The sequence below is a fragment of the Bacteroides sp. HPS0048 genome (assembly GCF_964240755.1).
GTDB classification, from domain to species: Bacteria; Bacteroidota; Bacteroidia; order Bacteroidales; family Bacteroidaceae; genus Bacteroides; species Bacteroides nordii.
This window is the reverse complement of record NZ_CAXSVC010000044.1, coordinates 22546-36260: the sequence shown is the minus strand read 5'-3', so window position 1 is coordinate 36260 and position 13715 is coordinate 22546. Positions and strand designations below refer to the sequence as shown.

Genomic DNA, 13715 nt, shown 5'->3' with positions numbered 1-13715 from the left:
TAATATTACCATGTAAATATACGAAATATAAACGAAATAAAACAATACTAAACAATTAATATTCAATTAAATAACAACAAGAAAAGTACATATGCAATAGTAATTTATTTAATGCGTCGGCCCTGCACCGGGAAAAGGAGCATTCCTTTCTGAGATAGACAAAGCACAATACCGGGCAAGGGTAGCAATATTACCAAGGACACTTCCGGTACTCAAAGATACGTCCGGCAAACTTCATTATTTTCAGGTTTGAACTAAATATCCAACGACTGATTCGTACTAATCATTATTTATTCTTATTTTTGCGATCATAAAAACACACGCTTATGATATTGATCATTGACGACGACAGTGCTGTCCGTTCTTCTCTCAGTTTTATGTTAAAACGTGCCGGTTATCAGGTGCAAACAGTTCCCGGACCTCGTGAGGCTATGGAGGTAGTACGCTCTGAAGCTCCTGCCCTTATCCTGATGGATATGAACTTTACGCTTTCCACAACAGGGGAAGAGGGGTTGACTTTGCTCAGACAAGTGAAAATATTCCGTCCTGACGTTCCGGTTATTCTGATGACTGCATGGGGAAGTATCCAATTGGCAGTACAGGGAATGCAGGCAGGAGCCTTTGATTTTATAACAAAGCCCTGGAATAATGCTGCTTTGTTGCAACGCATTGAAACAGCGTTGGAACTGACTGCTGCACCTGCAGAAGTACCACAAGAGCAGAGTGATGCTTTGAAACGCGACCATATTATCGGTAAGAGTCAGGAGTTGACAGATGTTTTGAATACCATTGCCCGCATTGCCCGTACCAATGCTTCTGTTCTGATTACCGGAGAAAGTGGAACGGGCAAAGAATTAATAGCCGAAGCTATTCATATAAATAGCCAGCGTGCCAAACAGCCATTTATCAAGGTAAATTTGGGGGGAATTTCTCAAAGCTTGTTTGAAAGTGAGATGTTTGGCCATAAGAAAGGAGCATTTACTGATGCCAGTGCTGATCGTATCGGACGTTTTGAAATGGCAAATAAAGGTACTATATTCTTGGATGAAATAGGAGATTTAGATCCTTCCTGCCAAGTGAAATTGCTTCGAGTCCTGCAAGACCAGACGTTTGAAGTTTTGGGTGACAGCCGTCCCCGTAAGACTGATATCCGGGTGATATCTGCCACTAATGCCGATTTGCGTAAGATGGTAAGTGAACATACTTTCCGGGAAGATCTATTCTATCGCATCAATCTTATAACAGTTAAGCTTCCGGCTTTGCGCGAAAGGAGGGGAGATATTCCGTTACTTGCCCGTCATTTTGCCGATCGCCAGGCCGAAGCTAATAATTTGCCCCGTACTGAATTTTCTGCTGATGCACTTCAGTTTCTCAGCCGTTTGCCCTTTCCGGGGAACATCCGTGAACTGAAAAATCTGGTGGAACGGACCATACTGGTCAGTGGAAAAGCCATTCTTGATGCTTCGGATTTTGATGCACAATATCTTCGTCAGGATGATCCGAAGGCTACTGGCGCTTCGCTTTCCGGAATGACACTGGATGAAATAGAACGTCAGACAATTTTGCATACTTTGGAACGTTGTAAAGGGAACCTCAGTCAGGTAGCTACCGCTTTAGGCATTAGCCGGGCTGCCCTCTACCGGAGGTTGGAAAAATATGGAATCAATTATTAGTGATGAGTGGTTAGTGATAAGTGATTAGTGCCATGCGGATTATAGCGCAGCCCACTAACTACTCATTACTTATCACTACTCACTCATCACTAATCGTTAATCACTCATCACTACTCACTAATCACTATTTATCGTGCGTCTAAAAGGATATTTTTTTATACTGGCTTTGTTTCTGGCTGCTCTTGGTGGAGTGATACTCTACTTTGGCGGATGGGTGTATAAGCCTTTGCTATATATTTCGGAAGTCCTGATCGTTTTTCTGCTGGTATATTTGATCTTGTTTTATCGAAAGATTATAAAACCGTTGGACACGATTGGTAGTGGTATGGAGCTATTACGCGAACAGGATTTCAGTAGTCGTTTGACTCTTGTTGGGCAGTATGAGGCCGATCGCGTGGTCAATGTTTTCAATAGAATGATGGAGCAGTTGAAGAATGAACGTCTCCGGCTTCGGGAACAGAATCATTTCCTCGATCTGATGATTAATGCTTCTCCGATGGGAGTGATTATTACTACCCTTGATGATGAGATATCGCAATTAAATCCGATGGCTATTAAAATGTTAGGTGTCCGTCCTGAAGAGGCTCAGGGGAAAAAACTGATTGCTATTGATTCTCCGTTGGCTGCGGAATTGGGGCGTGTTGCTAAGGGAGAGACGGTAACTGTCCGTTTGAATGACTCGAATATTTATAAATGTACGCACTCTTCATTCATCGACCGGGGATTCCAGCATCCTTTTTTTCTGATAGAAAGCTTGACGGATGAAGTGATGAAGGCCGAGAAAAAGGCGTATGAGAAAGTGATTCGTATGATTGCGCATGAAGTGAATAATACAACAGCAGGTATTACTTCTACGTTGGATACCGTAGAACAGGCACTTTCCGAGTCGGAAGGGATGGAAGATATCTGTGAGGTGATGCGTGTATGTACAGACCGTTGTTTCTCTATGAGCCGTTTTATTACCCGTTTTGCAGATGTGGTAAAAATACCTGAACCTCACTTGGTTCCGGTTAATCTCAATGATCTTGTATTCTCTTGTAAACGTTTTATGGAAGGTATGTGTGCCGACCGTAATATTACCATTACACTGGATATTGATGAGGAATTGGGAGAAGTGAAACTTGACGTTGCTTTATTCGAACAGGTATTAGTGAATATCATAAAGAATGCAGCTGAGAGTATTGAGCAGAATGGAGAAATCAAGATACGTACTTATTCTCCGGGCGGGATTGAGGTGGCAGATAATGGTAAAGGTATAACAAAAGAGACTGAAGCTAAACTCTTCAGTCCCTTCTTTTCTACCAAGCCGAACGGGCAGGGAATCGGCCTGATATTTATCCGTGAAGTTCTGATGCGTCACGGATGTTCGTTCTCACTCCGTACGTATGCAGACGGGTGGACGAGATTTAGAATGTTATTTAATTGACAGTTGACAGTTGACAATTGACAGTTAGCTGCGCTGTAATACTGTATAGTAACTGTCCATTGTCAACTGTCAATTGTCCACTGCTTATAGTATTCATCCAGTATTCTCTTGATACCTTTTCCGATTGTTACATAATCGGCTTCGTTGAGATTGGCAAGAGAAACACGGACACTCCATTTCGGACCGGCAAATCCACCGCCATTCAGCAGGACGAGTGAGGTTTCGTTAGCCAGACGGAATACTATATCCAATGGATTATAGGTCTTTTTCAGATAGGCTACAAACTCGTCTCCGTAAAATTTATGTGCCCATACGAGCATATCGATTTCCGAATAATATCCGGCACGTAAGGGATCTTCTACCAATGAGAAACCGGTATTGTCCCACAATGCATTCAGGCGGCGGCGAATAATATTCTGCATCTTTGTTTTATAATAATCACCTTTATCGAGCAGGGAAAAGGCAGAGAATAAACTCATCTGCATTTGTTGTGGCAATGAGAGTCCGGCAGTATGGTTTAAGGCTACTTGACGGCTATCTGCTACCATACGGTCGATAAATTTCATCTTCTCCGGGTGAAGATCAAGGCTGGAATAACGTTTATTTAATATCGCTTTCTGCTCTTCCGGGAGGCGGGCTATCATTTTATCGTAGATATTATCCTCATGCAAGGCTATGACAGCGAGTCTCCATCCGGTTGCTCCAAAGTATTTTGAGAAGGAGTATACGCATAGGGTATTGTGTGGCAGCTCCGCCATGAGTGAACGGAAATGAGGGATGAACGTTCCGTATACATCATCGGTGATGATCATTAGATTCGGATTATCATTCTTTACTATGTTAACAATGCGCGCAGCGGTCTCCGGACTCAATGAGTAGCTGGGGGGATTGCTCGGATTGGTAATAAAGAGTGCTTTAATTTTCGGATCTTTCAGTTTATCAATATCTTCATCTTTATATTGCCAGGTATGCAATCCGTCTTCCGTCATTTTATTGGCTGATATTTCGGTGACGTTGAACTGGTATCGGCGTAATTCCGGAATCTCTAAATACGGTGTGAATACCGGAACCAGTAGGGCAATGTTGTCTCCTTGATTCAGTAAAAAGTTCTCTTGCAGAGAGTCAAAAAGGTAACACATACCTGCTGTTCCACCTTCGGTAGCAAAAAGATCAAAAGTTCCTTTCGGAGGGCGGCGGTCACATAATTCCTGTGCCAGGTAATCTTGTACAAGGAGTTCGGTGAAATGTAAGATACGGTCGGGGACAGGATACTGATCACCAATGACGGCTTCTGCCCATTCGTGAACAAGTGTATCCGGGTCTGCGGCATGCTCCATGAGCAGGTAGTTGTAACTGTCTTTTAATAATCTGGAACCCGGTTCTTTGATATTGTCTTTCAGAAAGGCTTCAAAACGTGCGGCAATTCCTTCTTTTTGGGGGATGCCGGCTATTCCTTCCGGAAGAGAGGAAACACGGGTACATTCACTGAGCCCGAATTTTCCTAATAGGAAGAATGCTTCACGAGGTTCTGTAGCAATCCAGTTCGGGTTGCCACGTCCGGCGTTTAGCATTGTGTGGGCCATTCTCTTTACGCTCTCGTCCGCCATGTCGATCAGGCGATTTTTTAATTCAAAGGGACTGATGCCCTCCATCTTTTTTGCAAAACTTTTGGTTATGGCTATGCCATTTGATTTCTTTTCCATAATTAAATAATTTAGATAATATGTCAATGTGTCAATGTGCCTGCCATGCGGGTGATAGCGCAGCCAATTGGCACATTATTCATTGACACATTATTACATCATTAATACAATAAATACTCCCCAAATAATGAGTAGTGTATTACCTACTGCATAGGTTACAGTATATCCCAGTGCAGGGGTTTCACTTTCCACTGCATCTTGTACAGCTCCCAGTGCTGCAGTGGTAGTTCTTGCTCCGGCGGTACATCCTAATGTTAATGCGGGATGGAATTTAAACAGATATCTTCCCATCAACAATCCGCTGATAAGCGGAATAGCCGTAGCCAATGCACCGACGATAAACAGGCTGGCACCTACTTCTTTGAATCCGGTGACGAAACTTGGTCCGGCAGCAATACCTACAACGGCAATAAACATATTCAGACCTACATTATTCAATACCCACAGAGAGGGCTCAGGGATACCTCCGAAAGTAGGGCGCTTGCTACGAAGCCATCCAAAGAGTAAACCTGCAATAAGTGCACCTCCACTGGTGGACAGGCTTATTGGAATACCTCCCAAATGGATGGTTAATGCACCTACTAAACCTCCGACGAGAATGCCCAGACCGACGAATATCATATCTGTTTGATTGGTTGGACGATCTACGTATCCCATTTGTTTGGCGGCAAGTTCTACTTCACGTTTCATACCGGTGAGTTCAAGCATATCACCTGCATCTACTACGGTCTGTGCCAGTACGGGGACGTTGATACCTGCACGTTTGATGCTGCGAATACTTACCCCGTGCATACACTTTTGTGCCCGGATGGTATTTATTGTTTCTCCGGCGAATGTTTTTCGTGTGATCATTACCGGTAGTGTCTCGGCAGGAAAGTCGAGTAATTGTGCATCTATTACTTCGGGACCTATCCAGTCTTCTTCGCCTATAACGAATTCGCGGCGACCACTGAGTACAACTTCGTCATTTTCTTTCAGAATGAGATTGGGAGTAACCTCTTTTATGATTCCTCCTTGGCGAACGCGCTCTACAAAGAGACGCTTTCCTTGTTCGTACAGGTAACTTTCAAGATCGGTGACACGTTTTCCTTTTCCAAACCATTCATTGGTTATCTGATAGGCACGGAATACAACAGGACGCAGGGCAGGAGCAAAGCCCGGTTCGTCTGCTTCCGAACTTCCCATTTTAGATTCCAGTTCTTTACAGTCTGCTTTTACCTTTTCCAATCCGCCAAGAAATTTCGGTCCCAGTGAAGCCAGAATCCAGGCAGAACCGGCTGTACCGAAGATGTAAGTTACCGCATAGGCTACAGGAATGGCATTAATGAAAGTTGCTTTTTGTGCATCGCTGATGCTCAGTCCGTTGATGGTGTCTTCTGCTACACCGATAACGGCAGAGATGGTTTGTGAACCGGCGAGTAGTCCGGCAGCTTCGCCTACATGATAACCCATTATTTTGGCAAGTGCCCAGGCAGATACAAGGCTGACGATACACATTAATACGGCAAATCCCACTTGCGGCAGACCGTCTTTCTTCAATCCGCGAAAGAATTGTGGCCCTACTTTATAGCCTACGGCAAAAAGAAAAAGCAGGAAGAATACAGCTTTCATCGGACCGTCTACCGTGATATTCAATTGCCCAACCAGTACACCCACTAACAGTACACTCGTTACTGTTCCGAGGGAGAATTTGCCTATTTTTAGCCGGCCTATCCAGAATCCCGCGAAAAGCGTCAGAAAGATAGCTAATTCGGGGTGCTCTCTTAGTTGATTTATAATCCATTCCATAATTAAGTTGTTTAGGTTTATATCTCTATTTTGTTCGTTTATTGTTTAATACAACAGCATTCAATGGAAAGTGTTTTGTTAAAACCCTGTTTTAGCATGTTAAACTTTCTGTCATCTTTTTCAATTTTGCAAGAGTATGCGTTGTTGTACCATACAAAATAATCTCTCTCTTTCTTGCTGTGAGTGTAATTATTTGAGAATGATAAATGCTGTTTGAAAATGAGAAAACGATAGATATGTGTGGTGAAAAAAGAAGACAAATGTGGGTTTGTAAATTATTGATCTTCAAATTGTTATATATTGGTTTTTTTCTCGTAGAGGATCGGGTCGAAACTCTACGGAGATCGGGTCGATTCTCTACGAGAAAAAGGGTGTTTCTCTACGAGCAACGAAAAGAAGATTTATAAGGTTTGACAAAGTGTACTAAGAGGGCATAAACCATCTCTTCTGATTTGTAAGAAAAAAAGCTTGTGTGGTTTTGCGTTGATCTTATTCCGAAGTTTTGTGGTATATTATCTTCCCATGATTTATTCTGAATCTATTCGGCATAGATGAATATGATTCGCGTATTGCCCTCTATATGAGCTTGTAAATAGGATAATACATCAAATGGAACAATTAATCCGACTATTAGAACTTCTTTGAGTATAGAGTAGAGCCTAACTTTGTAGGCAATTTTAATTTATCTAAAACAACAGAAATGGAACAAGAAATTAAACCGGCATCAGGCCGTCTCGGCGTGTTGGTGGTAGGCGTTGGTGGCGCAGTTGCTACCACTATGATTACAGGAACACTGGCTTCTCGCAAGGGATTGGCAAAACCAATAGGTTCTATCGCAGAAATGGCAACAATGCGCATGGAAAACAACGAGGAAAAACTTATTAAAGACATAGTGCCTTTAGCTAATTTGAACGACATCGTATTTGGTGGCTGGGACATTTTCCCCGACAACGCTTATGAAGCTGCTATGTATGCCGAAGTTTTGAAGGAAAAGGACTTGAATGGAGTGAAAGATGAATTGGAGGCTATCAAGCCGATGCCTGCTGCTTTTGATCATAATTGGGCAAAACGCTTGAACGGTACTCATATTAAGCAGGCTGCTACCCGTTGGGAAATGGTAGAACAGTTGCGCAAGGATATCCGTGACTTCAAAGCTGCTAACAATTGCGAACGTATTGCTGTGTTATGGGCTGCAAGTACAGAGATTTATATTCCTCTGTCAGACGAGCACATGTCACTTGCCGCTTTGGAAAAAGCAATGAAAGAAAACAACACGAATGTTATTTCTCCAAGTATGTGTTACGCTTATGCTGCTATTGCAGAAGGTGCTCCGTTCATCATGGGGGCTCCTAACTTATGCGTAGACACTCCTGCTATGTGGGAATTCTCTAAAAAGATGAATGTGCCTATCGCCGGTAAGGACTTCAAGAGTGGACAGACTTTGATGAAAACTGTTTTGGCTCCGATGTTCAAAACCCGTATGTTGGGTGTAAGCGGATGGTTCTCTACTAACATTCTGGGTAACCGTGATGGAGAAGTGCTCGATGATCCCGATAACTTTAAAACAAAAGAAGTAAGTAAGCTGTCTGTAATCGACAATATCTTCGAACCGGAAAAATATCCTGACCTGTACGGCGATGTATATCATAAAGTTCGTATTAATTACTATCCGCCCCGTAAAGACAATAAGGAAGCGTGGGATAACATCGATATCTTCGGATGGATGGGTTACCCGATGGAAATTAAAGTAAACTTCCTGTGTCGCGACTCTATTCTTGCTGCTCCTATTGCACTTGACCTTGTATTGTTCAGTGACTTGGCTATGCGTGCCGGAATGTCTGGCATTCAGACTTGGTTGTCATTCTTCTGTAAGAGCCCGATGCATGATCTGGAAAGTCAGCCTGTACACGATCTGTTTACTCAATGGAGAATGGTTAAGCAGACATTGCGTGATATGGTTGGTCAGAAATCACCAAGTTATCTGGATTGATAAAAACATATTAGTTACTAAAGAGAAAGAGATGATCTGACTCTGTGAGTACATCCATAAAACTTTCCTCTTATAAAAAAGGGGAAAGTTTTATTATTTTTATAACTTTGCATATATTTTATCTGAGTAATGAAAAAAGCTTCCCTTTTTCATATAATGATTGCTACTGGCTTTGGAGCGGGATTTTCTCCTTTTGCCCCAGGTACGGCAGGAGCTTTACTGGCTACTGTGGTGTGGTGTATTCTACTGTATTTCTTTCCTTTCAATTTTGTGTGGCTATTGACCCTTGCCCTGATTATCCTTTTTACTATCGGTGGTATCTGGTCGTCTAATAAACTGGAACCATTCTGGGGTGAAGATCCTTCGCGGGTGGTTGTGGATGAAATGGTAGGCGTATGGATTGCACTGCTGGCAGCACCCGAAGGTAATTTCTGGTATCCGGTAGCGGCTTTTGCATTGTTTCGTCTTTTTGATATTTTCAAGCCATTAGGCATTCGTAAGATGGAGAGTCTGAAAGGAGGAGTGGGAGTCATGATGGATGATATCCTGGCAGGTATTTATAGTTTTATTCTGTTAGCAGGTGTCAGATGGCTGATTGGATGAAACAACTGATTACAGCATTTTCGGAGAAAGGGGGGATTTTCATGTTTCTGAGAGCCCAGCTTTCGGCACAACTGGCCACGGTTACGGATTTTGTGATAACGATTGCGTTGGCACAATTTTTCGGAATGTATTATGTATATGCCACTTGCATTGGCTCGGTTTGCGGAGGCATGTTCAATTGCTTCGTTAACTATGAATGGACTTTCAAATGTCACGAATGCAAGAAATCACATGTGATTATAAAGTATACATTGGTGTGGGCAGGTAGTGTTTTTTTGAATACATACGGGACGTATTATCTTACGGAATGGATAGCAGGTATTTCATGGGTCAGAGATACATTAAGTCTTTACTCCAAAGACCTTTTTATTGTTCCGAAAATAGTGGTTTCCATATTGGTCGCACTGTTCTGGAATTACTACCTGCAACGTGTGTTTGTATATCGGAACGTGAATATGAAGAATCTTTTTAAGAGAGAAAACAAACTATAAAATAATAACAAAAGAATAGAAATGAATTACAGAGACTGGTTACAACAGGTAATTTATAAAATAATCAATCCCGTTGTCAGAGGGATGATTAAAATAGGTATCACGCCCAACTTTATTACTACCACCGGGCTGGTTTTGAATATTGTAGCAGCAGGCGTATTGATTTATGGCGGTATCAACGGAGAGCGGGGAGACCTTTCTTATGTAGGCTGGGGAGGCGGTATTATATTGTTTGCCGGGCTATTCGACATGATGGATGGGCGTGTGGCCCGTCTGGGAAATATGAGTTCCACTTTCGGTGCACTCTATGACTCGGTGCTCGACCGTTACAGTGAGCTGATCACTCTGTTTGGTATCTTTTATTATCTGATACTGAAAGGGTATATGTGGGGATCAATCATTGCTTTCATTGCCTTAATTGGTTCATTGATGGTGAGTTATGTGCGTGCCCGTGCCGAAGGTTTGGGTATTGATTGTAAAGTTGGCCTTATGCAGCGTCCGGAACGTGTCGTACTGATCAGTCTGGGAGCTATTTTCTGTGGCGTTTTCGATGATGTCACTTCATTTGATCCGATTCTGATATTAATGATTCCCGTAGCATTGGTAGCTGTGTTTGCCAATATTACGGCATTTGCCCGTTTGAACCACTGCCGTAAGGTGATGAAAAATATGTAAACTCTGATTATGAGATATACTTTTAAGATGCCTTCGCGGAAAGAAACGCTGACCGTTGTAGGTATAACCGCTCTTTTCTTATTACTTACGGCTGTATGCCTCGGACTGCGTCCGGAGCATTTGCTGATGGCGTTTATTTTTCTGGCTCTGTTCTTTGCCGGTATACCCACCCGTAAGTTGGCAGTAGCCCTGTTACCTTTCTTTATTTTTGGTATTTCGTATGACTGGATGCGTGTATTTCCCAATTACGAAGTAAATCCTATTGATGTGGCAGGAATCTATAATCTGGAGAAATCCTGGTTTGGTATCAATGATAATGGGGATCTTCTCATTCCCTGCGAATACTTCACATTGCACAACTGGAAATTTGCAGATTTCATGGCAGGTATCTTTTACTTGTGTTGGGTGCCTGTACCTATTGCATTTGGCATTTATCTCTATCTGAAAAAGGAGAGAAGTTTGTATCTACGTTTCGCTATGGTATTTTTATTTGTCAATCTGATAGGTTTTGCCGGTTATTACATTCATCCGGCCGCTCCCCCCTGGTATGCTATTAACTATGGGATGGAAGCGATTCTGAATACTCCGGGCAATGTAGCGGGGCTGGGGCGTTTTGATGAACTGACCGGTTTGTCTGTTTTCCAGTCTATCTACGGGCGCAATGCCAATGTATTTGCTGCCGTACCTTCTTTGCATGCTGCCTATATGGTAATTCCGCTCTATTATGCTATCGTGCGGAAATCCAGTAAAATGCTGATTGCTCTTTTTGCCATTATTCTGGTAGGTATCTGGTGTACGGCTGTCTATTCGTCTCATCATTATATTATTGATGTATTATTGGGAATTTTTTGCGCTTTGCTTGGTATCTTTGTTTTTGAAAAAGGACTCATGAAGATAGGAGGGTTCAAACGCTTCTTTGAACGATACTATAACTATATCAAGTAAAGAAGATGTAATCTGTAGTGGGAAAGATACCGGCACATAGTCACTGAAACTCAAATGAAAAATAAATATCGTAATATATTTCTTGGTTTCGGCATTATTGCTGTTGTCATTATGCTTTTCACTTTCGATATGTCTTATGAAGAACTGTGGAGCAGCTTAAAACGTGCCGGTTATTATCTGCCGCTCGTTTTGCTGCTCTGGTTGTTTATATACCTTATCAATACCTTGTCATGGTACATCATCATACGTAGTGGTGGTGAGCGGGGAGGGCTTACTTTCACCCGTTTGTATAAGTTTACGGTTTCCGGCTTTGCTCTTAATTATGTTACTCCTGTGGGATTGATGGGTGGTGAGCCTTATCGTATTATGGAACTGACTTCTTATATTGGCGTAGAGCGTGCTACCTCTTCCGTGATTCTGTATGTAATGATGCATATCTTTTCTCATTTCTGCTTCTGGCTTAGTGCTGTCCTTATTTATGCTTTATTTTATCCGGTGGGTTGGGGAATGGGAATTGTGCTTACTCTGATCACTTTATTTTGTGTGTTGCTTGTTTCTCTTTTTGTGAAGGGGTACCGACATGGGATGGCAGTGGCATGTGTTCGTATCGGTAGTCATATCCCTTTTTTGAAAGATAAAGCCATTCGCTTTGCCGAAGTACATCAGGATAAGTTGGAAAATATTGATGGTCAGATAGCTCTGTTACATCAACAACGGAAAAGCACTTTTTATAGTGCATTATTCTTGGAATATACAGCCCGTATCGTTGGTTGTCTTGAAGTATGGCTTATTTTGAATGTACTCACCACAAATGTTAGTTTTATGAGCTGTATTCTTATTATGGCTTTCTCTTCTTTACTTGCTAATTTACTGTTTTTCCTGCCTATGCAGCTTGGAGGGCGTGAAGGAGGGTTTGCACTGGCGGTTGGCGGACTTTCTCTTTCGGGAGGATATGGCGTTTATACGGCTTTAATAACCCGTGTGCGGGAACTTGTGTGGATTATAATCGGCCTTGTGCTGATGAAAATAGGAAATTCTAAAAAATAAAATGCAATGAATAATTTCATCTTTTACAGTCCTACCGAATTTGTATTCGGCAGAGATACAGAGGCACAAACCGGTGCTTTAGTGAAAAAGCAGGGTGCTAAGAAAGTAATGATTGTTTATGGTGGTGGTTCAGTGATACGTAGTGGATTGTTATCGCGCGTAGAGTCTTCACTCAAAGAGGTTGGGATTGAATATTGTATGCTGGGTGGTGTACAACCTAATCCTGTCGATATCAAAGTATACGAAGGCATTGAGCTTTGCCGGCGCGAGAGGGCAGACTTGTTACTCGCAGTAGGTGGTGGTTCGGTGATAGACACTGCCAAAGCCATTGCAGCAGGTGTGCCTTATAAAGGTGATTTTTGGGATTTCTATATTGGTAAAGCTAAGGTGACAGAGGCGTTGAGAGTGGCGGTTGTTCTAACCATTCCTGCTGCAGGAAGTGAAGGTTCCGGCAATACGGTAATTACAAAAATAGATGGTTTGCAGAAACTCAGTCTCCGCGTACCGGAATTATTACGTCCTGTCTTTGCCGTGATGAATCCTGAACTTACTTATACACTTCCTCCTTTCCAGACAGCTTGTGGTATTGCTGATATGATGGCCCATATTATGGAGCGCTATTTCACCAATACAAAGGAGGTGGAAATTGGTGATCGTCTTTGTGAGGGGACGCTTCTTGCTATTATAAAAGAAGCGGCTATCGTCATGAAAGAACCGGAGAATTACGGTGCCCGTGCCAATTTGATGTGGTGTGGGAATATAGCACACAATGGCACGTGTGGGGTAGGGTGTGAAGAAGACTGGGCATCTCATTTTCTTGAACATGAAATCAGTGCCATTTATAATGTGACACATGGTGCGGGACTTTCTGTTGTTTTTCCTGCCTGGATGACCTGGATGACTGAGCACAATGTAGATAAGATAGCACAGTATGCCGTTCGCGTATGGAATGTTTCCGAAGCGGATAACAAGAAAGCGGTTGCTTTGGAAGGTATTGCCCGGTTGAAATCTTTTTTCAAATCCATCGGATTGCCTGTTACTTTTAGTGAGTTGGGTATTGAGAATCCCGATATCGACCGTTTGGCAGATAGTCTGCATCGGAATAAAGGAGAACTGGTAGGCAATTATGTGAAGCTGACGAAAGAAGATAGTAAAGAGATTTACCGGTTAGCTTTGTAAATAAAATGCCAATATACTTAGTATCCCGTTACATATATTCTAACCCATCATTAGATATATTGTAACGAGATACAAAGTATATAGTAATAAGAGGGCTATCGTTATTAAAAAACGATTTTTTAACAATAGAAAGTCTCAGTTTTAAAAGTACGTACTTTTATAATCCTTGTTACGTAAGAGTGGGAAGAGTTACAA

The 13715-nt window shown here is 42.3% G+C and carries 11 protein-coding genes; 9 read left to right on the top strand and 2 right to left on the bottom strand.

The window, feature by feature from the left end:
• Window positions 1-326 precede the first annotated feature (326 nt).
• The gene (locus tag ACESQI_RS22040; protein ID WP_002561393.1) at window positions 327-1673 is read left to right on the top strand and encodes a sigma-54 dependent transcriptional regulator; all 1347 of its coding nucleotides are present in this window, start codon (window positions 327-329) and stop codon (window positions 1671-1673) included.
• Window positions 1674-1806: 133 nt separating this feature from the next.
• Complete coding sequence (locus ACESQI_RS22035; RefSeq protein ID WP_002561394.1) at window positions 1807-3099, top strand: PAS domain-containing sensor histidine kinase; 1293 nt, start codon at window positions 1807-1809, stop codon at window positions 3097-3099.
• Window positions 3100-3161: 62 nt separating this feature from the next.
• Here ACESQI_RS22035 and aspD read toward each other — a convergent pair whose 3' ends face one another.
• Both aspD and aspT read right to left on the bottom strand, forming a co-directional pair.
• The gene (gene aspD / locus ACESQI_RS22030) at window positions 3162-4802 is read right to left on the bottom strand and encodes an aspartate 4-decarboxylase (protein ID WP_007486583.1); all 1641 of its coding nucleotides are present in this window, start codon (window positions 4800-4802) and stop codon (window positions 3162-3164) included.
• A 93-nt stretch (window positions 4803-4895) separates the two neighbouring features.
• Window positions 4896-6590 (bottom strand): aspartate-alanine antiporter, encoded by a 1695-nt coding sequence (aspT, locus tag ACESQI_RS22025; protein WP_007486585.1) that lies wholly within the window; start codon window positions 6588-6590, stop codon window positions 4896-4898.
• A 700-nt stretch (window positions 6591-7290) separates the two neighbouring features.
• On the opposite strand from aspT, the gene ACESQI_RS22020 reads away from it, so the two are divergent.
• The 7 genes from ACESQI_RS22020 to ACESQI_RS21990 all read left to right on the top strand — a co-directional run bounded on the left by ACESQI_RS22020 (window position 7291) and on the right by ACESQI_RS21990 (window position 13520).
• Window positions 7291-8580, top strand: coding sequence for an inositol-3-phosphate synthase (locus ACESQI_RS22020; RefSeq protein WP_007486587.1), 1290 nt, complete (start codon window positions 7291-7293; stop codon window positions 8578-8580).
• 129 nt (window positions 8581-8709) lie between these two features.
• A complete protein-coding gene (locus tag ACESQI_RS22015) occupies window positions 8710-9183 on the top strand; it encodes a phosphatidylglycerophosphatase A (protein ID WP_002561399.1) in 474 nt (157 codons plus the stop codon).
• A complete protein-coding gene (locus ACESQI_RS22010; protein WP_025867213.1) occupies window positions 9168-9674 on the top strand; it encodes a GtrA family protein in 507 nt (168 codons plus the stop codon). The genes ACESQI_RS22015 and ACESQI_RS22010 overlap by 16 nt, the downstream gene beginning before the upstream one ends.
• Window positions 9675-9695: 21 nt before the next feature.
• Entirely contained in the window at window positions 9696-10349 is a 654-nt protein-coding gene (locus ACESQI_RS22005; protein WP_002561401.1) for a CDP-alcohol phosphatidyltransferase family protein, read from the top strand.
• 9 nt (window positions 10350-10358) lie between these two features.
• On the top strand, window positions 10359-11294 hold the full coding sequence (locus ACESQI_RS22000) for a phosphatase PAP2 family protein (protein ID WP_007486588.1): 936 nt from the start codon (window positions 10359-10361) through the stop codon (window positions 11292-11294).
• 54 nt (window positions 11295-11348) lie between these two features.
• On the top strand, window positions 11349-12341 hold the full coding sequence (locus tag ACESQI_RS21995; RefSeq protein ID WP_195660791.1) for a lysylphosphatidylglycerol synthase transmembrane domain-containing protein: 993 nt from the start codon (window positions 11349-11351) through the stop codon (window positions 12339-12341).
• A gap of 6 nt (window positions 12342-12347) precedes the next feature.
• Window positions 12348-13520 (top strand): iron-containing alcohol dehydrogenase, encoded by a 1173-nt coding sequence (locus ACESQI_RS21990; RefSeq protein WP_002561404.1) that lies wholly within the window; start codon window positions 12348-12350, stop codon window positions 13518-13520.
• Window positions 13521-13715 lie beyond the last annotated feature (195 nt).